General features: G+C 65.0%; 27 protein-coding genes. 15 read left to right on the top strand and 12 right to left on the bottom strand.

Annotated features, from left to right (window positions below):
• The first annotated feature begins 99 nt into the window (after window positions 1-99).
• The 3 genes from QDT69_RS05465 to QDT69_RS05455 all read left to right on the top strand — a co-directional run bounded on the left by QDT69_RS05465 (window position 100) and on the right by QDT69_RS05455 (window position 2,356).
• Entirely contained in the window at window positions 100-711 is a 612-nt protein-coding gene (locus tag QDT69_RS05465; protein ID WP_279705600.1) for an NAD(P)-dependent oxidoreductase, read from the top strand.
• Between the two features lie 210 nt (window positions 712-921).
• The gene (gene dksA, locus QDT69_RS05460; RefSeq protein ID WP_021077973.1) at window positions 922-1,287 is read left to right on the top strand and encodes an RNA polymerase-binding protein DksA; all 366 of its coding nucleotides are present in this window, start codon (window positions 922-924) and stop codon (window positions 1,285-1,287) included.
• Window positions 1,288-1,543: 256 nt separating this feature from the next.
• Window positions 1,544-2,356: a phytanoyl-CoA dioxygenase family protein gene (locus QDT69_RS05455; RefSeq protein ID WP_279705599.1), complete on the top strand. Its 813-nt coding sequence runs from the start codon at window positions 1,544-1,546 to the stop codon at window positions 2,354-2,356.
• Between the two features lie 177 nt (window positions 2,357-2,533).
• Here QDT69_RS05455 and QDT69_RS05450 read toward each other — a convergent pair whose 3' ends face one another.
• Complete coding sequence (locus QDT69_RS05450) at window positions 2,534-2,962, bottom strand: helix-turn-helix domain-containing protein (RefSeq protein WP_279705598.1); 429 nt, start codon at window positions 2,960-2,962, stop codon at window positions 2,534-2,536.
• 95 nt (window positions 2,963-3,057) lie between these two features.
• On the opposite strand from QDT69_RS05450, the gene QDT69_RS05445 reads away from it, so the two are divergent.
• On the top strand, window positions 3,058-4,086 hold the full coding sequence (locus QDT69_RS05445) for an aldehyde reductase (RefSeq protein ID WP_279705597.1): 1,029 nt from the start codon (window positions 3,058-3,060) through the stop codon (window positions 4,084-4,086).
• 109 nt (window positions 4,087-4,195) lie between these two features.
• Window positions 4,196-4,981 (top strand): fumarylacetoacetate hydrolase family protein, encoded by a 786-nt coding sequence (locus tag QDT69_RS05440; RefSeq protein ID WP_279705596.1) that lies wholly within the window; start codon window positions 4,196-4,198, stop codon window positions 4,979-4,981.
• 36 nt (window positions 4,982-5,017) lie between these two features.
• On the opposite strand, the gene QDT69_RS05435 is transcribed toward QDT69_RS05440, so the two are convergent.
• The gene (locus QDT69_RS05435; protein WP_279705595.1) at window positions 5,018-5,407 is read right to left on the bottom strand and encodes a ClpXP protease specificity-enhancing factor SspB; all 390 of its coding nucleotides are present in this window, start codon (window positions 5,405-5,407) and stop codon (window positions 5,018-5,020) included.
• Window positions 5,408-5,473: 66 nt separating this feature from the next.
• Window positions 5,474-6,226 carry a carbonic anhydrase gene (locus QDT69_RS05430; protein ID WP_279705594.1) on the bottom strand — a complete coding sequence of 251 codons (753 nt, stop codon included), beginning with the start codon at window positions 6,224-6,226 and terminating at the stop codon, window positions 5,474-5,476.
• A 680-nt stretch (window positions 6,227-6,906) separates the two neighbouring features.
• On the opposite strand from QDT69_RS05430, the gene QDT69_RS05425 reads away from it, so the two are divergent.
• From QDT69_RS05425 to QDT69_RS05410, 4 genes are all read left to right on the top strand, one after another.
• Entirely contained in the window at window positions 6,907-7,230 is a 324-nt protein-coding gene (locus tag QDT69_RS05425) for a metalloregulator ArsR/SmtB family transcription factor (RefSeq protein ID WP_074129070.1), read from the top strand.
• A complete protein-coding gene (locus QDT69_RS05420) occupies window positions 7,227-7,658 on the top strand; it encodes an SRPBCC domain-containing protein (RefSeq protein WP_279705593.1) in 432 nt (143 codons plus the stop codon). The genes QDT69_RS05425 and QDT69_RS05420 overlap by 4 nt, the downstream gene beginning before the upstream one ends.
• A 174-nt stretch (window positions 7,659-7,832) precedes the next feature.
• Entirely contained in the window at window positions 7,833-8,066 is a 234-nt protein-coding gene (locus QDT69_RS05415) for a hypothetical protein (protein ID WP_279705592.1), read from the top strand.
• 34 nt (window positions 8,067-8,100) lie between these two features.
• On the top strand, window positions 8,101-8,532 hold the full coding sequence (locus tag QDT69_RS05410) for a DUF1801 domain-containing protein (RefSeq protein WP_279705591.1): 432 nt from the start codon (window positions 8,101-8,103) through the stop codon (window positions 8,530-8,532).
• Window positions 8,533-8,595: 63 nt separating this feature from the next.
• On the opposite strand, the gene QDT69_RS05405 is transcribed toward QDT69_RS05410, so the two are convergent.
• Window positions 8,596-8,832, bottom strand: a complete 237-nt coding sequence (locus tag QDT69_RS05405) for a hypothetical protein (protein ID WP_279705590.1) — start codon at window positions 8,830-8,832, stop codon at window positions 8,596-8,598.
• A 118-nt stretch (window positions 8,833-8,950) separates the two neighbouring features.
• Between QDT69_RS05405 and QDT69_RS05400 the strand changes: the two genes are divergently transcribed.
• Window positions 8,951-9,139 (top strand): hypothetical protein, encoded by a 189-nt coding sequence (locus QDT69_RS05400; RefSeq protein WP_279705589.1) that lies wholly within the window; start codon window positions 8,951-8,953, stop codon window positions 9,137-9,139.
• A gap of 36 nt (window positions 9,140-9,175) precedes the next feature.
• Here the strand turns inward: QDT69_RS05400 and QDT69_RS05395 are convergent, their stop codons facing one another.
• From QDT69_RS05395 to flgF, 7 genes are all read right to left on the bottom strand, one after another.
• Complete coding sequence (locus tag QDT69_RS05395; protein ID WP_279705588.1) at window positions 9,176-9,514, bottom strand: hypothetical protein; 339 nt, start codon at window positions 9,512-9,514, stop codon at window positions 9,176-9,178.
• A 204-nt stretch (window positions 9,515-9,718) separates the two neighbouring features.
• Complete coding sequence (locus QDT69_RS05390) at window positions 9,719-10,012, bottom strand: hypothetical protein (RefSeq protein ID WP_050424156.1); 294 nt, start codon at window positions 10,010-10,012, stop codon at window positions 9,719-9,721.
• Between the two features lie 97 nt (window positions 10,013-10,109).
• The gene (locus QDT69_RS05385) at window positions 10,110-10,553 is read right to left on the bottom strand and encodes a hypothetical protein (RefSeq protein ID WP_279705587.1); all 444 of its coding nucleotides are present in this window, start codon (window positions 10,551-10,553) and stop codon (window positions 10,110-10,112) included.
• A gap of 373 nt (window positions 10,554-10,926) precedes the next feature.
• Window positions 10,927-11,679 (bottom strand): flagellar basal body L-ring protein FlgH, encoded by a 753-nt coding sequence (flgH, locus tag QDT69_RS05380; protein WP_050424157.1) that lies wholly within the window; start codon window positions 11,677-11,679, stop codon window positions 10,927-10,929.
• A gap of 4 nt (window positions 11,680-11,683) precedes the next feature.
• The gene (gene flgA / locus QDT69_RS05375) at window positions 11,684-12,736 is read right to left on the bottom strand and encodes a flagellar basal body P-ring formation chaperone FlgA (protein ID WP_279705586.1); all 1,053 of its coding nucleotides are present in this window, start codon (window positions 12,734-12,736) and stop codon (window positions 11,684-11,686) included.
• 5 nt (window positions 12,737-12,741) lie between these two features.
• Window positions 12,742-13,530, bottom strand: a complete 789-nt coding sequence (flgG, locus tag QDT69_RS05370) for a flagellar basal-body rod protein FlgG (RefSeq protein WP_050631042.1) — start codon at window positions 13,528-13,530, stop codon at window positions 12,742-12,744.
• Window positions 13,531-13,546: 16 nt separating this feature from the next.
• Complete coding sequence (flgF, locus tag QDT69_RS05365; protein ID WP_279705585.1) at window positions 13,547-14,311, bottom strand: flagellar basal-body rod protein FlgF; 765 nt, start codon at window positions 14,309-14,311, stop codon at window positions 13,547-13,549.
• Between the two features lie 381 nt (window positions 14,312-14,692).
• On the opposite strand from flgF, the gene fliL reads away from it, so the two are divergent.
• The 4 genes from fliL to QDT69_RS05345 are packed head-to-tail and all read left to right on the top strand — an operon-like array spanning window position 14,693 to window position 17,693.
• Entirely contained in the window at window positions 14,693-15,181 is a 489-nt protein-coding gene (fliL, locus tag QDT69_RS05360; RefSeq protein ID WP_279705584.1) for a flagellar basal body-associated protein FliL, read from the top strand.
• An 18-nt stretch (window positions 15,182-15,199) separates the two neighbouring features.
• Window positions 15,200-16,402 (top strand): flagellar motor switch protein FliM, encoded by a 1,203-nt coding sequence (fliM, locus tag QDT69_RS05355; protein ID WP_279705583.1) that lies wholly within the window; start codon window positions 15,200-15,202, stop codon window positions 16,400-16,402.
• Window positions 16,399-16,872, top strand: a complete 474-nt coding sequence (locus QDT69_RS05350) for a DUF6468 domain-containing protein (protein WP_279705582.1) — start codon at window positions 16,399-16,401, stop codon at window positions 16,870-16,872. Before fliM ends, QDT69_RS05350 begins: the two co-directional genes overlap by 4 nt.
• Window positions 16,869-17,693 carry a flagellar protein FlbB gene (locus tag QDT69_RS05345; protein ID WP_279705581.1) on the top strand — a complete coding sequence of 275 codons (825 nt, stop codon included), beginning with the start codon at window positions 16,869-16,871 and terminating at the stop codon, window positions 17,691-17,693. Before QDT69_RS05350 ends, QDT69_RS05345 begins: the two co-directional genes overlap by 4 nt.
• A gap of 45 nt (window positions 17,694-17,738) precedes the next feature.
• Here QDT69_RS05345 and QDT69_RS05340 read toward each other — a convergent pair whose 3' ends face one another.
• Entirely contained in the window at window positions 17,739-18,938 is a 1,200-nt protein-coding gene (locus tag QDT69_RS05340; RefSeq protein ID WP_279705580.1) for a glycosyltransferase family 87 protein, read from the bottom strand.
• Window positions 18,939-19,242: 304 nt separating this feature from the next.
• Here QDT69_RS05340 and QDT69_RS05335 point away from each other — a divergent pair, with 304 nt between their 5' ends.
• A complete protein-coding gene (locus QDT69_RS05335; RefSeq protein WP_279705579.1) occupies window positions 19,243-23,079 on the top strand; it encodes a tetratricopeptide repeat protein in 3,837 nt (1,278 codons plus the stop codon).
• The last annotated feature ends 7 nt before the right edge of the window (window positions 23,080-23,086 follow it).

The following is a 23,086-nucleotide window of genomic DNA, read 5'->3' as shown; positions in this document are numbered from 1 at the left end:
TTACTCCGGCGTAATCAGGTGAGACAAGAGTGCCTTCTTCACACTTACATCCATTTCGCTATCTAGTCACCATCGGAAACTATCAATCGGAGACTTGAGATGAAGATCGCCATCGCCGGCGCATCGGGCCAGGCCGGCTCGCGCATCACGGCGGAACTGGCCCGCCGCGGCCATACCGTCACCGCCATCGCCCGCAACCCGGAGAAGATCGCAACCCTGCCGGGTGTCACCGCCATGAAGGGTGACGTGAACGACCAGGCGGGCCTGGCCGCGCTGTGGGCCGGCCACGATGCCGCGATCAGTTCCGTCCATTTCACCGTCAGCGACCCCCTCAAGCTGATCGGGGCGGCCAAGGCCTCCGGGGTCGGCCGCTATCTCGTGGTCGGCGGCGCCGGCAGCCTCGAAGTGGCCCCGGGCGTCCGCCTGGTCACGACGCCAAATTTCCCGCCCCAGTACAAGGCCGAGGCCTCGAAGGGAGCCGAATTCCTTGATCTGCTGCGCCAGGAAAAGGAGCTGAACTGGACCTTTCTGTCGCCCTCGGCGCTGTTCGTGGCGGGCGAGCGGACCGGCAAGTTCCGCCTCGGGACCGACCAGCTTTTGACCGCAGCCGACGGCAAAAGCTCGATCTCGTTCGAGGATTTCGCAGTTGCACTCGCCGACGAAATCGAGCGCCCGGCCCATATCCGACAGCGTTTCACGGTCGGCTATTGAGGGGTGAAGACGGCCCCCGGGCAGGGCGGATAAGTTTGCCTGTGCAAGGCCTTGGGGGCGGCCCGCCTTTCGCGGTGGCAGATATTGTCTGTCACATGACGTGGCTATATAAGGCGCCGCGCGGAGGGGTCCTGTTCCCTCCGCCTGACAGGGACATGGCTGCCTTTGGAAAAGCTGAAGAACTACCGGCCGACTGAAAAAGAGCCTTTCATGAATGAGCGGCAGCGCGACTATTTCCGCGCCAAGCTGCTGGCCTGGAAGGATGAGATCCTCCGCGAATCGAAGGTCACGCTGCAGACGTTGCAGGAAGAGAACGTCAATCACCCCGACCTCGCGGACCGAGCTTCCTCGGAAACCGACCGCGCGATCGAACTCCGTGCCCGCGACCGTCAGCGCAAGCTGATCTCGAAGATCGACGCGGCGCTCCAGCGCATCGAAGACAACACCTACGGCTATTGCGAAGAGACCGGTGACCCGATCTCGCTGAAGCGGCTCGAAGCCCGCCCGATCGCAACGCTGTCGGTGGAGGCGCAGGAACGCCACGAGAAGCGCGAGAAGGTCTATCGCGACGAATAGTGGCGGCCGGCCACCACAGATTGATTCCGGCGCGCACCGGTTATAGGTTCGCGCCGCCATGATGACACGTACTCTCAACATCGCATCGGTCTTCTTCCTGGGCTGATCTCGTTTCCGAGCGGGAAACACGCTTCCACAAGGAAGCGCTGATCGCCCCGGCAAGCTCCGCTTGGCCGGGTTCCAGCGAACCGAATGAGCCGGTCAGGTTCCGCGTAGCGCGGACCATCGATGGCTGGCGATAGTTTGAGAGACAATCATGATTAGTCGAGACGACGCGCGTGCGCTGAGCGACGCGCAAATCGAGCAATTCATCCAACAGGGCTTTGTCAGGATCGACAACGCCTTTCCCCGCGAACTCGCCGATGCAGGGCGCGCCATCATGTGGCGCGATCTGCCGTGCCGTGAAGACGATCCTTCGACCTGGACGCGCCCGGTGGTGCGGCTGCCCGGCTATGGCGAGGAGCCATTCCGGCAGGCGATCAACACGCCGGTGCTGCACCGGGCCTTCGACCAGATCGTCGGCCCCGGCCGATGGAGCCTGCGTCATAACATCGGAACCTTTCCGGTGCGCTTCCCGCATCCGGACGATCCCGGTGATGCCGGCTGGCATGTCGACGTCAGCTTCCCCGGTGACGATTGCGATCCGCACGAGCGGAGCGACTTCTCCGCCTGGCGGGTGAACGTCAACTCGCGCGGTCGCGCGCTGTTGATGCTGTTCCTGTTCTCCGATGTCGACGAGGACGATGCGCCGACCCGGATCAGGGTCGGCTCGCATCTGCCGATGGCGCGCTACCTCGCGCCGGCCGGAGAGGCGGGACGCGCGCGGATGAACCTCGCGCAGATGGGCGCCGACTGCGAGGTCGCGCTCGCGACGGGCGAGGCGGGCACGGTCTATCTGTGCCATCCGTTCCTGGTGCATGCCGCGCAGATCCATCGGGGAAAGACGCCGCGCTTCATGGCCCAGCCTGCGCTCGGCGCCGGCGAGCCGTATCGGCTCGAGCGTGACGATGGTGCGTACTCGCCGGTCGAGATCGCGATCCGGCAGGCGCTCGGCATGGGACTTGATTGAAGCGATCTCGCAGCGTGCACGCTCCGCCTCTCCCGCTTGCGGGGGAGGCCGGATCACATCGTCAGATGTGATCCGGGTGGGGGCTCTCTCCACACGAAGAGTCTCGTCGTGGATGCATCCCCACCCCAACCCTCCCCCGCAAGCGGGAGAGGGGGCATAGCGTCGATGCGGCGATCTTCAGGCCAGTCCGGCTCCGACTGTCGTCTCGCTTGCCAGCGCACTGCGGCGTGGGCCGTAGGTCTTCGACCACGCCAGCAATTCGCGGAACGCCGGCGTCAGGCCCCAGGCCGAATCCGTCAGCTCGTATTCGACCTGCAGCGGTTTTTCGGCGAGCACCTTGCGCGCCACCAGCCCGTCGCGCTCGAGCTCACGCAGTTGCGCGGTCAGCATATGCTGAGTGATCGGCACGAGCGCACGGCGCAGCGCGCCGAACCGCACGCCGCCATGCATCAGCGTGAACAGGATCTCGAGCTTCCACTTGCCGCTGAGCGCGTGGATCGCCTGCTTGGAGTCGATCAGCAAAGTCGGGTCGGTGGGGCAGCTGTCGCAGTCACCGCCGTCACACACATCACTGGTATTGTTTTCCATACCGGTCTCGATTTTCATTCTACTTGCTCGAACAGAGATAGTGACCAGATGCGGCCTGTGCAGGGTGGGCGGTGCGATGTCCGACCCCGCCGAACCATGGAAAGGGCGAGGACATGAGCACGGTGTTGGTCACGGGCGGAACGGGTTTCATCGGCGTGCATACCATTCTGCAACTGCTGGCCGACGGGCACGTGGTGCGAACCACGGTGCGCAACCCGGATCGCAGCAAGGACGTGATCGCGATGCTGCGCGAGGGCGGCGCTGATGCGGCCGACCAAGTCGGCTTCGTCACCGCCGATTTGCTGAGCGACGACGGCTGGCGCGATGCGGCCAGCGGCTGCGATTACGTGCTGCATGTCGCATCGCCGCTCGGCTCCAATGTGCCCGACGACGAGAACGAGCTGATCGTTCCGGCGCGGGAAGGCACGCTGCGGGTGTTGCGCGCGGCGCGCGAGGCCGGCGTGAAGCGCGTCGTCGTGACGTCGTCGTTTGCGGCGATCGGCTACGGCCATCCGCCGCAAGCCAAGCCGTTCGACGAGGCCGTCTGGACCAATCTCGATGGCCCCGACGTGCAGGCCTATCCGAAATCCAAGACGCTGGCCGAGCGCGCCGCCTGGGATTTCGTCGCGCGCGAAGGAGGTGGCCTCGAGCTGGCGGTGGTTAATCCCACCGCCGTGTTCGGCCCGGCGCTGGGTCCGGACTTCTCGGAGTCGATCGGCATCATCAAGGCGCTGCTCGACGGCGCGATGCCGGCGGTGCCGCGGATCCATTTCGGTCTCGTCGACGTGCGCGATGTCGCCGACCTGCATCTGCGCGCCATGACCTCGCCGAAAGCCAAGGGCGAGCGGTTCCTCGCGGTCGCCGGCGAGACCATGTCGGTGCTGCAGGTGGCCAGGCTGTTGCGCCGGAAACTCGGCAGCAAGGCGCGGCGAGTGCCCCGGTTCCAGGCGCCGGACTGGATGATGCGGCTCGCCGCGCGGCGCAATCCGCTGGCCCGCGCCGCCCTGCCGCTGCTCGGCAAGGTGCGCCGCTCGACCAGCGCCAAGGCGCAGAACCTGCTCGGTTGGCGGCCGCGCGGCAATGAGGAGATGATCCTCGCGACCGCCGAGAGCCTGATCAGGCTTGGCCTGGTCAAGGCCTGACAGCCTCTCCCGTCCGGCGTGCTTGCCAGACGCGTCGGCGAGTGCTGAATTGCCGTGAGCAGACGGAAGGCGCCACCGCGCCACCGTGACCAACAGGGAGGCTGCGCAGATGGATCGGGTCCTCGCGGCCGCTAAGGCGATTGCCAGCGCGCGTCGCAACCGCACGCCGCTCAAGGCGCTTCCGAAGGACGTCGTGCCGCTCGACGAGGCCGAAGGCTACCAGGTGCAGTACGCGCTGCACGATTTGTTGCAGCCGCAGGTCGGCAGCCTCGTCGGCTACAAGATCGGCTGCACCAGCGCGGTCATGCAGGAGTACATCAACATCCCGCACCCCTGTGGCGGCGGCGTGTTCGAGAAGGTCGTGCATGACAGCGGCGTGCAGCTGCCGGCCGCCGATTTCGTCCATGTCGGCGTCGAATGCGAGATCGCGGTGCGGCTGGCGCGCAATCTGGCTGCGAGCGAGGCGCCGTTCACCGCCGAATGGGTCGCGGAAGCGATCGAGGCCTACCATCCCGCAATCGAGATCGTCGATGACCGTTACGTCAAATGGGAGACGCTCGGTGCGCCGACACTGATCGCCGACGACTTCTTCGCCGCCGGCTGCGTGCTCGGCGAGGCCGTGCCGCGCATTACCGTGCCGGATCTGCGCAAGGTCGTGGGACGCGCGATCGTCAATGACAAGGAGGAGGGGCGCGGCACCGGCGCCGACGTGCTTGGCCATCCCCACAACGCGCTCGCCTGGCTTGCCAATCATCTCGCCGCCGAGGGGCGCGGCCTGCATGCCGGCCAGATCGTGATGACCGGCAGCCTGGTCAAGACGGTGTGGCTGAAGGCGGGTGATGTGGTCGTGATGGAGCTCGACGGCCTTGGCAAGGTGGAAGCGACGTTCATCTGACTTTGCGCGCCTTCTGCGTAGGGACGTTATCGTTTCCTACAGTTGATCGTTCGTACACATCAGTACCTTGCCGTCCCACAGGCTTCGGACCGCGTCGAACGGCACGGCCAGCCTGGCGTATTTGCGATTGAACCAGACGCCGACCTCGAAGCCGTCATCCCCGACCACGAGCCGATCGAATTCGTGCTGCAGGATGATCGTGATCTCCTCGGGGTACTTCTCGATCACGGCGGCGGGCAACTTCACGCCATCGGCCCGGGTTGCGAAGGTGATGTTGACCGGCCGGTCCTCCGCGGCACGGCGGAGCAACGCGGTCATTTCGATCCGCTTCTGTGCGGTGTTGCAGGGCTCGACGCCGGCGCGCGCCGGGAACGAGGCCGCGACCAGCAGCAGCACTCCAGCCATCCGTCCGCGCCGGCGCCACATCCGCCTTCTCCATCTCGCTCACGCGATGTCGTTCTTGGCTTCAGTGGTCGCAGGTGGCGCCGAGGTTCAAGTCGCCGGCCGCTTGCCGTCCGTGACCAGCTCGACCTTGCCGTCGGTCAGCCGATAGACCGCGCCGACAATCCTGAGCTTGCCCTGATCGACCGCGGCGTTGAGGATCGGCGTCGCCGTCTTGAGCTTCGCGACGTTGTCCATGACGTTCTGCCTGATGGCGTTGGCGAGGTGGTCGCCCGGCTTGCCCTCGGTCGCCTTCACCGCCGGCGCGATCGCAGTGACGAGCGAGGGCAGATGGCCGGGCAGGGTGGTGTTGTCCTTCAGCGACTTGATCGCGGCGTCGACCGCCCCGCAGCTGTCGTGGCCGAGCACCATGAACAGCGGCACGCCGAGCACCGACGATGCATATTCGAGGCTCGCGATCATCTCGTCGCTGGCGAAATTGCCGGCGACGCGGCAGACGAACAGATCGCCGCGGCCGGTGTCGAAAGCGTATTCCGGTGCGATGCGGGAATCCGCGCAACTCAGGATGCCGGCGAACGGATTCTGTCCGCCGGCCAGCGCCTCGCGCTCATGCTTGAAATCATGCCGCCGCGACACGCCTTCGACATAGCGGAGATTGCCCTTCACCAGCCGGTCGAGCGCGGCGTCCGGCGGCAGCACGTTCTGCGGCTTCGGCGGCGGCTTTGTTTCCTTGGCGGAGACCGATGATACGAAGGCGAGGCTGGCGGCGGTGCACGCCGCGGCGGCGAGGAAGCGGCGCCGGGAAGGCTGGCCGGGAGGTGTGACGTCGCAGAGCTGGCACATCAAGGTTCTCCATGAACAAGGACCGCATCCGCGCGAAATTTGTAGGTGATGCGCTGGGTCTTCGCAACGACATGCATTGACGGGCTCGGGGCCGCGACGTCCACGCGTCGTCGTCCTGGCGAAAGCCAGGACCCATCACCACCGCGCCGAATTGTAAGAGGGATCGTCGCCCCAGCATCGCGCAGCAATGAGCTTTCGGGGTAATGGGTCCTGGCTTTCGCCAGGATGACGGGATGGTTCTCGATTCAAGATGTCAAACACGCGGTGTCATCACCCGCGCCTGCGCCTGCGGGTGATACAGTATTCCAGAGGCAGTCGTTGTTGAGCCGATGGGCCGCGGCGTACTGGATCGCCCGGTCGAGCCGGGCGATGACAGCTGAGGATGGGGACGCCGCTTCGCATTCTCGCGACATGATTGCCCGAGCTTTGCATTTCGTTTCGCCCTCTCTCCGAAGAGGGCGCAGGGAAAGCCGGGTGCCCGATCGCACCCATCCTGCGATCCACGACCCGTTCGCCAGCGTAAATAACCATTGGGCTATGTGAGTAAGGGGAGGGCCGGTGGGGTGAGCTGCTGAACGGCATGAAATTCCGGCTCAAATCACCTCTGCAAGTTTCCTATTGACTAATTCATAGCTGGTTGGTTATACGTTTATCCATAATCAACGGGTTATTGATTGCAAATGCCAGACGCTCACGACGTGCTGTTTCGAACTCTCGCAGACCCGACCCGCCGGGCGATCTTCGAGCGCCTGTGCCGCGAGGGTGAGCAGACCGTCAGCGCGCTGACGGCGCGGGCGAGGATTTCTCAGCCGGCGGTGTCAAAGCATCTCGGCGTGCTGAAGCAGGCCGGGCTGGTGCGCGATCGCCATGAAGGACGGCAGACGCATTACAGCGCGCAACTCGGCGCGCTGGCGCCGCTGATCGACTGGACCAGCCAGATGGCCGGCTTCTGGCAGAACCGGTTCGACCACCTCGAAGATCTCCTCAAAAGGATGGACCAATGAACAACACCACCCCTGAGACGCGCTCGGCGATCGTCGAGCGCGAGTTTCCTCATCCGCCGGAAAAGCTCTGGCGCGCGCTGACCCAACCGCATCTGATGGAGGAGTGGCTGATGAAGAACGACTTCAAGCCCGAGGTCGGGCACAGCTTCAATCTGCGCGGCGAGTGGGGCGGCGTGCTGGACTGCAAGGTGCTCGCCATCGAGCCGCACAAGACGCTGTCCTACACCTGGAATTTCGCGCATGAGGATGCCGCCTACAATCTCGAGAGCGTGGTGGTCTTCACACTGACGCCGACGGCGCGTGGCACCCATCTGCGCGTCGAGCAGTCCGGCTTCCAGCCGCATCAGAAGCAGGCCTATGGCGGCGCCCATGCCGGGTGGAAGCAGTTTTTCGAGAAGCTCGATCAACTGCTGGTGCGCGAAGGCTGACACCGATCATGTCGTCCATCGGCCGTGACTGAGGTGTTCGCTAATCTATCCCCGTCATTGCGAGGAGCGATAGCGACGAAGCAATCCATGCGTCAGCGCGTGCGGAGCGATGGATTGCTTCGCTTCGCTCGCAATGACGATCGTACTTACAATATCCCCAAACAGGAGGTCACATTGAACTGGAACAACTGGATCAGGCAATCGCACCGCTGGCTTTCGATCGTCTTCACGATCGCGGTCATCATCAACATCGTCGCCATGGTGCTGCAGCAGCAGGCGACCTGGATCGGCCTGCTGGCGCTGTTCCCGCTGATCCTGATGCTGCTCAGCGGGCTATATCTGTTCGCGTTGCCCTATCTGGCGCCGCGGCGTCGGCTCGGGGGATCGACCTCGGCATCGCAAGTATGATTGATTAGGGCAGCCGAGGAAACGTGAGGCAGCAATGACGGCATCGGAACGTATCGACCAGATGATCGAGGATCTCACCGACTGGCGCGGCAAGACGCTCGCCGGCCTGCGCAAGAGCATCCTCGCCGCCGATCCCGGCATCATCGAGGAGTGGAAGTGGATGGGCAGCCCGGTGTGGTCGCGCGACGGCATCATCGCGGTCGGCAATGCGCACAAGGGCAAGGTGAAGCTGACCTTCATGTATGGCGCTCAGCTCCCGGACCCCGACAAGCTGTTCAACACCGGCTTCGAGGGCAATGTGCGGCGCGCGATCGACCTGTTCGAGGGCGACAAGATCAACGCTCCCGCGCTGAAGGCCCTGATCCGTGCCGCGATCGAGCTCAACCAGGCCAAGTCGAAGAAGACGGTGAAGAAGTCGGCGAAGAAAGCCGCGGGCGCTCGCGCAGCCGCGAAGAAGAAGCCGTGAGCCGCGATTGAGTGTTAGCCGCCGGCTCGCGCGCTGAGGCCGTGCAGGGCCGGAACTGGCCTGTCACCTCTTCGATGACGGTTCCTTGATCGCGGAGACTGCTCTGAAAATGCACCCGCCGGCCAGAGCCCCGACGAACATGAGAGGCGGAAGCACGGTGCCGGGCGCGAACATGATGAGCAACGCTATGGCCTGACCGACTTGTGTCGAATGATCCGACATGGTGTGGGCAAACAGGAGCGGCAAAATCAGCGCGACTGCTCCGCCGAACAGAAAGCCTCGCCAGAATGATCCGTCCATCGAGACGACCGCCTTTCCTTATCCCGTGCGTGCCGTTTGGGGTACGAGTCATTCTGGTGCGCTGTGGTACGCATGTGAGCGGCAGACTCTCAATTCTCCCTTAAGGCCATCCGTCAAGATGATCACAACCCGGCTCGCCACATCGTCGGACCCGGACGCGATCTCGGCGTTGCTGACGGCCAATTCCGGTGATCGCGGCGGCATGAGCTTGCGGTCGACGCCGGCGTTGCTTTGGCTCGCGCTCCTCGTGGATGCCGTGGCTCTGGTGTTCGTGCGGCGCGCGCTCAAATGGCGCTATCCGATCTAGCAATTTCGGTCGTGCGTCGCGCCGCACGCGGCCCCTCTAGGCCGAGATGTCGACCGCCTGGCCGGCCTTGCCGGCGTTCTTCTGGAACGCCTGCTCGATCAGCTCCTTGATCTTCTGCTCGACCGCGGCGCGCTGATCCGGCGTCATGGTCTTCAGGTCTTGTTCCGACAGTCCCATGCTCTTGAGGATGTTGGCGCGCATGCGGTCCATCGGGCTCATCTTCGCGTATTTGAGAAACTTCTGCTCGACGCTGTCGTCGGAAGAGCTGCCGCCGGTGGCTTGCGTGGACCCGGAAGCATCGGCCGTCAGCGGCTTCTTCAATGTGCCAGTCGTTATGCCGGCTGTGACCGATCCGAAGGCCGAGATGGACGTCATCTGCGCGCGCTGTCCCCGTTGCAATGCTGCAATCGCGGAGCAAATGGCGTGCCATGCGCCAGCTCAGTGTTTTCAAGCAGATCGCGACCACGCGGCGCGCGCCTGACGTGCCGCGGGAAAGTTCTGCCGGGTGAAGTTTGCCGGAGGAGCGGCCGTTACGCCATCGTGTGCACGATCACTGGACCCGCAACCCTGTTGCGGCCATCATGCCATTGTGTGCACGATCACTGGACCCGCAACAGCGGTGGCCTGGCCGACCAGCAAGGGACCGAGATTGTCGTCGATCCAGGCCAGTGCGCGGCGATTGGCCTCCTCGGCGCCGGCATGATTGTTGAAGACACTGATCGCGGTGACGGTGTCGTCGCCGGCATAGACCACGTAATAGGCCATGAAGCCTTCGACGTCGCTGATGATCGGGATCGCGCCTTCCTTGATCCGGCGCGCGAGTTCTTCGGCGGTGCCGGTCTTTGCCTTGGCCTGACGGATGGCGGCATACATGGCTTGCTCCTTCCGGCTGGATCGATCGGGCTGCGCTTGACGCGCAGGCATGATCGTACGCCGGCTCGGGCGCGGACGCCATCGGGAAGGGGGCGGCTCAGACGAAGCGCTTGCCCGCGAACGGATTCGGCGCGCGGCGGCTGACAGTGGGCTTTGGCAGCCTTGCAAGGCCGGCGGAAGCCGGCGCGGATTTCGGCGGCGGCGTTGGCGCGGCTTCCGGTTGCTGCAGAAACAGCGTGGCTTCGAACACCACGCCGGGAGCCTGCTTGGCCGTTCCCATGCACACCGCGCGATTGCCGCTGAACGAGCCGGTCAGCTCGGCCTCGACCTCGTCGCAGCCGAACACGGTGGTGAACGGGCCGTCGGCATATCGGCGCGTCGTCAGCACCGCGGTGAAGCGGTCCTCATCGAGCTGATAGGAGCCGCCATAGGTGAACATGGCGTCGCCGCCGCTGATCCTGCCATTTGCGAGCTGGACTATTCCGGTGCCTTCACCCCGCGGCGTCCGGAACCACGCCGCATATTGCCCGTCTCTTTGCATGACCGTCATACAAACAGAAAACCCTGCGTTGTCCTCTTGCTACGTTGCAAGCGCCGGGACTGCTACTGCGCGCTGCTGCGACGGTTAACGAACCGAGAAGGCGATCGCACGACTTGCGCGAAGCGGTATCGGACTGGTGTACGACAACAGCGCGAGTGCATGCGACCGGTCACAAGAGCCTTTCCGTTCCGATCGAATCGAAGCGGGGCTCTTGGTGTGTTTGGCGCGCTCCAAATGCCACGGCCCCCGCCAGGGGAGCTGGCGAGGGCCGTGTTGGTACACCGCGCCGCGCCTAGGTTCGCGACGAGATGTGGGAGCTCGTGAAAGTCTTACTCAGGCATGATCCTGATCCGAAACCTTCGGGATCACGCGGCTAGAAGGGCAAGAGCACGTCGAGAACCTGCTGGCCGTAGCGCGGCTGTTGCACGTCGGTGATCTGGCCGCGGCCGCCATAGGCGATGCGGGCCTGGGCGATCTTCGAGGAGTCGATGGTGTTGTCGCTCTGGATGTCCTCCGGGCGGACGATGCCGGCCACGATCAGCTCGCGGATTTCGAAGTTGACGCGAATCTCCTGCTTGCCCTCGACCACCAGATTGCCGTTCGGCAACACCTGGGTGACGACCGCAGCGACGCTGGTCTGTAACGCTTCCTGCCGGTTCACCGAGCCCTTGCCGTCGCTGGACGCCGTGGACTCGGCGGTCAGGATCTTGCCGGGCAGGATCTTGTTGGCCTGCGTGATGGTCTGCGAGCCCAAGAAGTTGCTGACCCCGGAGTCTTCCGAATTGGTGCGGCTGCGCTGGGTCTCGTTGGCGATCGCCGCCTTGTCGGTGAAATTCACCGTGATGGTCAGGAGGTCGCCGACGCGCGCGGCGCGCTGGTCCTTGAAGAAGGCGCGGGAGCCGCTGCGCCACAGCGAGTTCGGGCTGTAGGAGGCGACCTCGGGCTTCGGCATCGGCATCTGCACCGGCTTGTAGCCGGGCTGCGTCGTCGGATTGTCGATCGACGTCAGCTTCGGCTGCTCGCCGATCTGGGAGAGACGGTCGATCGACGAGCAACCGCTGGCGATCGTTCCGAGTGCGAACAGCGCACCGGTCAGGATGAGGCGGTTGATACGATACTGGGACATGAACTTACTCGGCGTTTGGTGCGACTGAACTCAGCTTGACGGGAGCGGAATCTGAAGTGGTGGCGTCGGCGCTGGGTGCCGCACGCGGGGTCGCGACCGAGATCGAGACCTCGCCGCGGCCGGTGACGACGCCGGAGACGGCGCGCTTGGACTGCAGGTTCATCACGCTGACGACGTCGCCCTCGGCGCCGCCATCCATCGCCTTGCCGCGGATGGTGAGATAGATGCCGGCGGTGCGGTAGATCAGCATGACGTTCTGGTCGCGGGTGACGAGATCGGGTTTCGCCATGTCGGCGACGCGCAGCGCCTGGCCGGCGCGGAGCTGGCGGCGCATCTGCATGCCGATGGTGCCGTCGCGCGTCGCCGCGTCGTTGCCGATGTCGGCCTTCGGACGGCGTTCGATCATCACGTCGGAGGCCTTCAGCACGTCGCCGCGTTCGACATTGCGGGTCAGCACGGCGGCCTCGATGGTCTCGATCGCGGTGCCGGTGAGGCGCAGCTTGTACGGCGCCGCCCCGGAATCGTTGCTGATCTCGAAGGTGACGTCGAAGCGCGTCGAGCGCGGGTCGTAGCGCACGGCGATCGGCTGCATCGCGCCGGTGTTGGTCGCCTCCAGTCTGATATCGCCGGGATCGCGGTCGAAGGTCAGCGCAATGTTGCCGGCCCGGCCGAGGCCGTGGCGGCCCTCGAGGGCGCGCGACACCTGCTGCTCGATCTCCTTGCTGTCGATGGTGCGCGCGAGCCGCGTGACGGTGATCTCCTTCAGCTCGCGGGTGTCGACGCCGATCACCTGGTGCGCGCGCAGCACGTTGAGCACCTGCGCGACCGGCAGCGTGCCCGTGGTGCCGAGATCAGGCGCGCGGTAGACCGCGATACTGCCGGCGCTGCCGGCATTGTCGATGAGGTCGCCGACCCGCACGATGTCGTCCGCGACCGTGATGCTGGCGCGCAGCGTCGGCGCCGCGATGGTCTCGCTGCGGCTTTGCGCGGCAGCCGAACTCACCGAGGCGGCGAGAAGTGCGGCGGCGATCAGGAGTGAGCGGGCGATCATCGACATCATCCTCAGCGGAACAGGTTGGAGGTCGACTGCATCATCTGGTCGGCGGCGGAGACCACCTTCGAGTTCATCTCGTAGGCGCGCTGCGCCGCGATCAGGTCGGAGATTTCCGAGACCACCTCGACATTGGCCTGTTCGAGGTTGCTCTGCTGCATGTCGCCATAGCCGTCGGTGTTGGCGGTGCCGTCTTGGGGCTGGCCGGAGGCCGGCGTTTCCTGGAACAAATTGTCGCCGATCGGCATCAGCCCGGCCTTGTTGATGAAGCGGGTCAGGCCGATCGTGCCGATGTTGGTCGATGCGGTCTGGCCCGGCAGCGTCACCGAGACCTGGCCCTGCGCATTGATGGTGAGGCCGGACGCGTTCTGCGGGATCGTGATCGTCGGCTGCACCAGATTGCCCTGCGCGTTGACGATGCGGCCCTGATTGTCCATCTGGAACGAACCGTCGCGGGTGTAGGTGAAGGTGCCGTCCGGCATCAGGATCTTGAAGAAACCCTCGCCGCGGATCGCGATGTCGAGATCGTTGCCGGTCGGCGACAGCGTGCCCTGGGTCATCATGCGCGGCGTGCCGACGGTCTTCACGCCGCCGCCGAGGTCGATGCCCATCGGCATGATGGTGTTCTGGTCGGAGGCCTGCGCGCCGACCCGGCGCACATGGTCGTAGATCAGGTCCTGGAACGCGGCACGCTGCTTCTTGTAGCCGGTGGTGCGCAGGTTCGCGATGTTGTTGGAGATCACCTGAACAGAGAGTTCCTGTGCCGCCATTCCGGTCGCTGCGGTATAAAGTGCGCGCATCGGTCAATCCCCCGGATCAGTTCGGCACGTCGGCGAGCTTCTCGATCGCCGATTTGTGCAGGTCGCTCTGCTGCTGCAGCAGCGAGGCGATTTGGGTGTAGGTCCGCGTGATCTCGATCATGCGGCTCATCTCGACGACGGAATTGACGTTCGACTTCTCGATGAAGCCCTGGCGGATTTGGGACTTGGTGTCCGGCAGCGGCTGCGCGCCTTCGCCCGGCGCGTAGAGATTGGAGCCTTCCTTGAGCAGGCGCTGGGCCTGCGCGAACGAGACCAGGCGGAGCTTGCCGCGGATCGAGTCGAGGCGGGACGTGCCCTCGAGCACGGAGATGTTGCCGTCGGGGGCGATGTTGACGTCGTGATCGGTCTGCTGGAACGTGATCGGGCCGGAGGTGCCGAGCACCTGGTAGCCCGAGGCGGTGACCAGCTGGCCGCGGTTGTTGATCTGAAGATTGCCTTCGCGGGTGTAGCGCTCGCCGGCCGGCGTCTGCACCACCAGGAAGGCGTTGCCGTCGATCGCGACGTCGAGCGGGTTCTTGGTCTCTTCGGTCGGACCCTGCGAGAAGTCGTGGAAGGTGGCGCGGTCCTGCACGAACGAGACGCGGCGGTCGGAGCCGGCGAAATTGTCCTCATGCGCGTTCGAGGAGAGATACTCCTGGAACAGCGATCGGTCGGCCTTGTAGCCGTTGGTGGTCATGTTCGCGATGTTGTTGGAAACGACATCCATCTGCCGTTCCAGCACCATCTGCTTCGATAGTCCGACCAGAAGCGTATTCTGCATCGGCGGTTCTCCCCTGTGAGGTGATCCGATGCAGAGGTTCTCCCAAACCTTCACGCCGGACCGTCGGTAACCATTGGGTTCTCCCAAACCCGCCAGTCACGCCGTCCTCTCAGCGAAAGCCGTGCCAACTTGAAATGTTAAGGTATTTGAGTGGCTTAGGTGTCTAGCCGGGGGCGCGGAGGGCGGCAGAAAGGTCTTGTTGACCATGTTTGCCCGGCAGTTTTTTCCTAGTGGATGGTAAATCCTAAGCTTCCGTTAACCATTATTACCTTAGCGTTGACGGCATTGGGGCGCGTGTGCGCCGGCGGCATTTGTATCGCGTCTTCAGGCCAAAGCTGGGGCAAATCGCGTTCGCATCCTTCAGGTTGAAGCGGGCGGACGATGGCGGACGAGGAAAAGACGGAAGGCGGCGAAGGCGCGGCCGCTCCGAAGAAGGGCAAGCTCAAGCTGATCATTGCCGTCGTCGGCTTCCTCGTCGTGCTCGGCGCGGGCGCGGGCGGATGGTTCTTCTTCATGCGCGGCCACGGCGAGGAGCAGCACGCCGAAGCGCCGCCGCCGAAGCCGCCGAGCTTCGTCGACGTGCCGGACATGCTGGTCAACCTGGTCGGCGCACCCGGCGAGCGCGTGCAATATCTCAAGCTGAAGCTCGTGCTCGAGATCAAGGAAGAGAAGCAGGTCGAGGCGATCAAGCCGGCGCTGCCGCGTGTCACCGATCTGTTCCAGACCTATATGCGCGAGCTGCGCCCGAGCGACCTCAACGGCTCGGCCGGCCTGTTCCGCCTCAAGGAGGAGCTGACCAAGCGCGTCAACCTCGCGGTGGCGCCCAACCAGGTCAACGCCGTGCTGTTCAAGGAAGTCGTGATCCAGTGACGGGGTGGATGTAAAGCCATGGCCGGCAACGACCAGATGGACCAGGACGCCATTGCGGCCCAATGGGAAGCCTCGCTCGATTCCGAGGATCCCGCGGCCGCTGCGGCGGAGGCAGCCAAGAACGAACTCACCGAGAACATGGCGCTGCAATGGGCCGCCATGGTCGAGGACGGCAGCCGCGACTTCGGCAGCAAGGGCACCAATGGCGAGCGCGTGCTGTCGCAGGAGGAGATCGACAATCTCCTCGGCTTCACGGTCGGCGACGTCAGCCTCGACGACCATTCCGGCATCCGCGCCATCATCGATTCCGCGATGGTGTCCTACGAGCGTCTGCCGATGCTCGAAATCGTGTTCGACCGCCTGGTGCGGTTGATGACGACCAGCTTGCGCAATTTCACCTCCGACAACGTCGAGGTCTCGCTCGACCGCATCACCTCGGTGCGGTTCGGCGACTACATGAACTCGATCCCGCTGCCGGCGGTGCTCTCGGTGTTCAAGGCTGAGGAGTGGGAGAATTTTGGGCTCGCCACCGTCGATTCCAGCCTGATCTATTCGATGATCGACGTGCTGCTCGGCGGCCGCCGCGGCCAGACCCAGCTGCGGATCGAGGGCCGGCCTTACACCACGATCGAGACCAATCTGGTCAAGCGCCTAGTCGAGGTGGTGCTGTCGGATGCCGAGCAGGCGTTCCGGCCGCTGTCGCCGGTGACGTTCTCGATCGACCGGCTCGAGACCAATCCGCGCTTTGCCGCGATCAGCCGTCCGGCCAACGCCGCGATCCTAGTCCGCCTGCGCATCGACATGGAAGACCGCGGCGGCAATGTCGAATTGCTGTTGCCCTACGCCACCATCGAACCGATCCGCAACGTGCTGTTGCAGATGTTCATGGGCGAAAAATTCGGCCGCGACCCGATCTGGGAAGGCCATTTCGCGACCGAGGTGGCGCAGGCCGAGATTGCGGTCGATGCGGTGCTGTACGAGGCCGACATCCCGCTGAAGGAGCTGATGAAGCTCAAGGTCGGCGACACGCTGCCCCTGGACATCCGCTCCGACGCGCTGGTCTCGGTGCGTTGCGGCAACGTCACCCTGACGGAAGGCCGCATGGGCCGCGTCGGCGACCGTGTCGCGATCCGCGTCACCAAGAATTTGCGTAAACCCCAAACCACCTTCGCGATGTTCGAGAAGGCGGACGAGCGGACCAAAATGATGGAGGCACCATGAGTCATGTGCTTGGACTAGCGATCGAGAGTCTGGTAGCCGTGCTGCTGATGCTGACGATCGGTTACTGCTGGCTGCTCAACAAGCGCCTGCAGCGGCTGAAGGCGGACGAGCATTCGCTGAAGGCGACGATCGCGGAATTAATCACCGCGACCGAGATCGCCGAGCGGGCGATCGGCGGATTGAAGCACGCGGTGCGCGACGTCAACGAGAATCTCGGCAACCAGCTCGATGCGGCGACGCAGATGTCGGCGCTGCTGAAGACCCAGCTCGCCGAGGGTGACGGCGTGGTCCGCCGCCTGTCCAAGATCGCGGCGGCCGCGCGGCCGCCGGAGCCCGCGCGCGCACCGGCCCAGCCAGCCGCGCCCACAGCCCCGGTGGCGCCGGCGCCGCGGGTTTCCGCCGCGCGCGCGGTTGCCGCGGCGGCTGAAGCCTTCACCGAGCGCAGGAGGGCCGGCGGCCTCGCTGCATGAAGTTGCTTCGTGACATCAGAGTGATGCCTGTGGTGCTGGTCGCGATCTTCGGCCTGATGGTGCTGAAGGTCGCGGGCCTCGTGCTCGATGGCGGTTACGTGTTCGCCGACGACGCGCCGCCGGCCAGTCCGGCCGGCCCGTCTTGGGCGCAGCAGAATTTCAACTTCCCCGGCGGCGGCAGGGCGGTCGTCGACAGCAAGAACAAGCCCGATCCCGGCGACATCACGGGATCGGTCGAGAACAAGGACGCCAAGAAGGACGACAAGAAGGAAGAGGCCCCGAAGCCGGCGGCGCCGGCCGCGGAGCCGTCCAAGCCCGACGGCGTCGTGGTCAATCTCGATGCGCCGGCGCCGGTGTCGGCGTCCGAACGCGCGATCCTGGAACGGTTGCAGTCACGCCGCCAGGAGCTCGAGACGCGCGCCCGCGAGGTCGAGATCCGCGAGAGCCTCCTGAAGGCCGCCGAGAAGCGCATCGAGGCCAAGGTCGAGGAAGCCAAGGCCAACGATGCCAAGGCGAACGCCGACGCCGCGGCCAAGGCGGAAGCCGAGGCCGCACGCTTCAAGGGCATCGTCACCATGTACGAGAACATGAAGCCGAAGGATGCTGCCAAGGTGTTCGATCGCCTGGAGATGAACGTGCTCTACCAGATCGCCTCGCAGATCCAGCCGCGCAAGATGTCCGACATCATGGGCTTGATGCAGCCCGAAGCCGCCGAGCGGCTCACGGTCGAACTCGCCCGCCGCGCCGGCGGCGACAAGTCGGCATCGACAGACGATCTCCCCAAGATCGAAGGCAAGATGCTTGCACCGAAGACGAATTGACGGGGTCTGGTCGAGGAGCCCGTCAATTGCCAGCTGTCGGCAGCTTCAGCCGTAAGCCGGATCCGGCCTGAGATCGGGTTGCCTGCATTTCATCCAGATGATCGCGATCACCGTTGCGCACATGAACGGACCAACGGGCACCAGCACGAACGGGAAAGCGTATCCCAGGACGACGATGACACCGAGACCGATACGGATGGCCCGCCGATTGGCGACCGGCGAGCCCTGATCGACGTCAGCCGTCATCAGGAAGACCAGCGCCATCGCCAGGATCGGAAGATCGTAGATGACGAAGTAGGGAGACATCAGCGGTGTAGCCGCAAGCAGGCTCGCCGCTTGAAGGGCGAAGCTGACGTTGCGACGCCATAGCATGACCACCCAAACCAGCGCGGCTGCCGCGACGGCCATATGGAGCGACCAAGCCAGTCCGTAACCAAGGTCGGCAACCCGCAGCAGCCCATAAACACTCGACAGATTATACCAGGCGACCCCTCCACCAGCCTGAAGCCGCGTCGATACAGTCGTTGCCCCTTCGCCGAATGCCTTGAACGTATCCCAGCCGAAGCTCGCTCCGGTGAGCAGCACGAGAGCCAGAGTTGCCAAAGCTGCGCTGATAATGACGTTCCAACGCCTGGTCGCGATCAACACGAAGGGAAGCAGGACACCGAATTGAGGTTTGAAGACGAGCAGCGCGATCAGAAAGCCACTGAGGAGCGGGCGCCTGTCCAGCTTCAGCAGGATGCCACCGAGCAACGCTGAGGCAAGCAGCCCGGTTTGGCCGTGAAACACATCGTAGAAGACCGGCGGGGTCGCGAGTGCCAGCAGCAGGGCACCAGGGCGTGGCCGAATGGCGTAGATGACAAGGAGCCAGCAAGACAGTTTTGCTGCGCTCCAAACCCAGAACGCGGCCGGAAACGGCAGCAGCGCGAGCGGCGCCAGGACCAGAAGAAACACTGGCGGATAAAAGAACGGCAGTGGAATCTGATCGTAGGGAAAACGGAGTTGATCGATCGGCGGCAACCGAAGGAGAAGCTGCTGACGCAGTTGCTCCCAGTCGTAAGCTGCGGCCGCGTGGCCATCGAGCGCCAACGTGCCCGCGCCCCAGAAACATGAAAAATCGAACCCGGGGCCCTCGCCGTTACCACTGACGAACGGCAAGATCGCAAAAGCGATCAGGAGAGCGCAGACAATTGCCTGCGCCGGGTCGTCTCCTGCAAAAGCATTCCGGCGTGCCACGTCGTTCATAACTTTTGGTTTGAAAAGGGCTTAAATCAATCAATAGTCGAATTTATCATCGCGCTTCCGGGCCAGGCAAGGCCGGGTATTCCCGGGCTCATTCGGAGAGTTAACTCTGCATCTGAGATCAGCGCGATCGGCCGCTCGGCAATCGGGTGAGTGAATGCGGAACCAGGCGCATACGCCGCGCCCCGAAAATGCGGTCGATGGGTTTACGTTAACAGCTCCTTAACGCCGCCCGATCCAAGATCGGGACGCGTGGGCGAGGGCGCTTCGCGCTGGTATGGCTGAGGTCCCGAGAAGACGTTTCGAGATGGCGCGAACGGCTGCCGCTGAAACATGGTCGCTAGGCCGCGCCTGGGCGCGGACCGCACGTCTGTGCCTGCTCGCCGCCGGCCTTGCTTTGACGACCCTGACATATTCGACCGTGGCGCGGGCCGATGACCCGGTGCCGGGGGAGGCGACATTCTCGGCCGCGAACGGCTATGCAAGGCTGGTGCTGAAGCTGAAGGAGGATGTCGAGTCGGAGGTCACGACCGCCGGCTCGATCATCGTGATCCGCTTCAAGCGTCCCGTTGATATTTCGGTCGAGAAGCTGGGCGATGCGGTGCCGGATTATGTCGGCGCCGCGCGCCGCGATCCGGACGGTTCGGCGATCCGCCTGTCGCTGGCGCGCCGCGTCACCATCAACACCATGACCGCCGGCGAGCGCATCTTCGTCGACTTCCTGCCCGATGGCTGGACCGGCCCGCCGCCGTCGCTGCCGCAGGATGTGGTCCGCGAACTGGCGGAGCGCGCCCGCGCTGCCGAGCGGCTGCTGCGCATCCAGCGCGCGGCCGATGCCGCCAGGAAGAAGCCGCCGATCCGCGTTCGCGCGCTGGTGCAGCCGACCTTCGTCCGATTCGTGTTCGAGGTTCCGGACGGGGTCAGCGTCTCCTCGGTGCTGAACGAGCAGAAGCTGACGCTGTCCTTCAACTCGGTCCTGGCTTTCGACCTGGCCGATGCCAAGGTCGCGGCGCCGCCGAACGTCGCGTCGATCAGCTCGCGCGCCGACACGGACACCTCGGCGGTCGATGTGACCTTGATCGGCGATGTCGACGTGCATTCGTTCCGCGACGAGAAGAACTACATCGTCGATGTCGCTTTCCAGCAGAGCGAGCAGCAGCAGGCGGCAAAACCCTCGGTGAGCTCGTTGTTGCCGACGCCGCGTGGCAAGAAGGGCGCAGCGGCGATCGCGCCGGTGACATCGGAAAGCATCGCGCGGCAGGCCAAGATCGAGATCCGGCCCGATCAACCCAAAGCGGAGCCGCCGAAAGCCGAGCAGGCCACATCCGAGCAGACCAGGTCTGAGTCGGCGCAGTCCGAGCCGGCCAAGCCCGAGCAGGCCACGACCGAACAACCGGCCGCAGCGCCCGCGAAAACCGAGCAGCCGAGATCGGAGCTACCCGATCCGGAACTGCCGAAAATCGCGGCCGCACCGGCGGCCGACGCCGAGAACGCGACTGCGCCGCCCGCGCCGCGTGAGGGCAGCGCCGGTGCCGCGGCAGAGCAGAACAAGGCGCCCGTCAGCGAAGCGCCGAAGCCTGCGCCCGCTGTCGCGGCCGCGCCGGCGATGGAGACGCCGAAGCCCACCGCTGCACCATCGCCGCCTGCCGAAGCCCGCGCCGGCGCCAAGTCCAGTGCCAAGTCCTCGGTCGACGCCCAGCGCGACAGCGACGGCCTTCGCGTGACGTTCTCATTCCCCGGCCCGACGCCGGCGGCACTGTTCCGCCGCGCCGACACGGTGTGGATGGTGTTCGATACGCCTGAGGCGATCGATGTCGACCCGATCCGCGACAAGGGCGGCTCGCTGATAGCAGATGTCAGCCGGATCGCGCTGGAGAAGGGGCAGGCGGTACGCTTTCGCCTCAACCGGCCGCAGATGCCGTCGCTCGAAAGCGACGACCGTTCGCGCGGCGTGAGCTGGACGCTCACCTTTGCCGACCGCGTGCAGAAGCCGCCATTGCCGCTGTCAGTGGTGCGCAACATCAGCGAGCCGTCGCTTGCCAATGTCAGCGTGCCGCTCGCCAATCCCGGCCAGCTCCACAAACTGGTCGATCCCGATGCCGGCGATACGCTCTGGGTGGTGACCGCGCCGCCACCGACCCGCGGCATCATCAAGCGGCAGGACTTCGTCGAGCTCTCGCTGTTGGAATCGATCCACGGCGTCGTGGTTCATCCGAACGCCGACGACGTCAAGGCCGAGGTCGGCGCCGACAAGGTGATGCTGGGCCGGCCCGGCGGCCTGACGCTGTCGTCGGCCGATGTCGCCGCGGAGCGCGCGACCGCGGCGGTGAAGCCGCTGTTCGATCCGGACGAGTGGCGCAAGAACCAGTCGGAAAATTTCCTCAAGCAGCTCGATAGCCTGATTGGTGCGACTTCGACGGCCAATGCCGAGCAGCTGCCGCAGGCACGGCTTGATCTCGCCGATTTCTACATGGCGCGCGGCATGTACCAGGAAGCCCATGGCGTCGCCAACCTGATCCTGTCCGACAGCAAGCGCGGTAGCGAGACGCCGTCCGCGGTGATGGTGCACGCGGTCGCCAGCATCCTGATCGGGCACCCGGCGCGCGGCCTGAAGGATCTCGCCAATCCCGTGATCGGCAACGGCTACGATTCCCAATTGTGGAAGGGGCTCGCCTTCGCCCGCGAGGGCAAATGGGCCGAGGCGCGCGAAAAATTCAAGAACGCCGAGTTTGCGGTCGCGACGCTGCCGCCCGACCTGCAGCGCATCGTCACCATGGATTCGATGAAGGCTTCGCTCGAGGTCAAGGACTATGCCGGCGCCGCGCGGCGCAAGAGCGATCTCGACGTGGTCGGCGTTCCCGACGGACTCAAGCCCGCGGTTGCGGTGCTGCGCGGCCGGCTCGCCGAAGCGCTCGGCCAGGAAAAGGATGCGCTCGACGCCTACCGCTTCGCCGCCAATTCGGCCGACCGCCAGGCCGCCGCCGAAGGCAAGCTGCTGGAGACGCTGCTCAAGCAGAAGCGCGGCGAGCTCGGCCGCGACGATGTGCTGAAGGAGCTCGAGCTGTTGTCGATGCTGTGGCGCGGCGACAATATCGAGCTGAAGACGCTCTATGTGCTGTCGAAGATCTATGCCGACACCGCACGCTATGCCGACGCCTTCGCGGTGACGCGTGCCGCGACCCGGCTGCAGCCGAACGCACCGGAATCACGCCAGGCGCAGGATGCCGCCTCGGCACTGTTCGTGCAGCTTTATCTCGGTCCCAAGGGCGACGAGATGGCGCCGATCGACGCGCTCGGCACCTTCTACGAATATCGCGAACTGACGCCGATCGGTCGCCGTGGCGACGAGATGATCCGCCGTCTCGCCGACCGCCTCGTCGGCGTCGATCTGCTCGACCAGGCCGCCGATCTCCTGCAGTACCAGGTCGACAAGCGGCTGGAAGGCGCGGCCCGCGCCCAGGTCGCTGCGCGGCTTGCGATGGTCTATCTGATGAACCGCAAGCCTGACCGCGCCATCGGCGCGCTGCGCTCGACCCGGATCGCGGACCTCTCCGGCGAACTGCGCCAGCAGCGGCTGCTGCTCGAGGCGCGCGCACAGAGCGACGTCGGACGGCACGACCTCGCGCTCGACATCATCTCGAACATCACCGGCCGCGAGGCGATCCGGCTGCGTTCGGATATCTACTGGGCGTCGCGGCACTGGCGCGAGGCATCCGAGCAGATCGAGCTCTATTACGGCGACCGCTGGCGCGATTTCACCCCGCTCAATCCGAGCGAGAAGGCCGACGTCATCCGCGCCGTGGTCGGCTACGCGCTCGCCGAGGACGCCATCGGGCTGTCCCGGTTCCGCGAAAAATACGCGCCGCTGATGTCCGGCGATGCCGACAAGCTGGCGTTCGACGCGGCCAGCAAGCCGGTGGCGACTTCGAGCGCGGAGTTCGCCCAGATCGCACGGATGGCCGCCAGCGTCGACACGCTCGACGGCTTCATCCGCGAGATGAAGACCCGCTTCCCCGACGCCACCGCTCGCGCGCCGCTGCCCGATCCGGTCGCGACCGGATCGGTGTCCGACATGCCGAAGGCCGCGCCGGTGAGCGTGCTGCCGGCGATCAAGGGCGAGCGCCGCGCCAGCGCCGCTCAATAGCCGCGCC

This window comes from Bradyrhizobium sp. CER78, assembly GCF_029846235.1.
In the GTDB taxonomy this organism is placed as follows: Bacteria; Pseudomonadota; Alphaproteobacteria; order Rhizobiales; family Xanthobacteraceae; genus Bradyrhizobium.
Note: the sequence above shows the minus strand (reverse complement) of the source record. Positions and strands in the feature narration are given on the sequence as shown.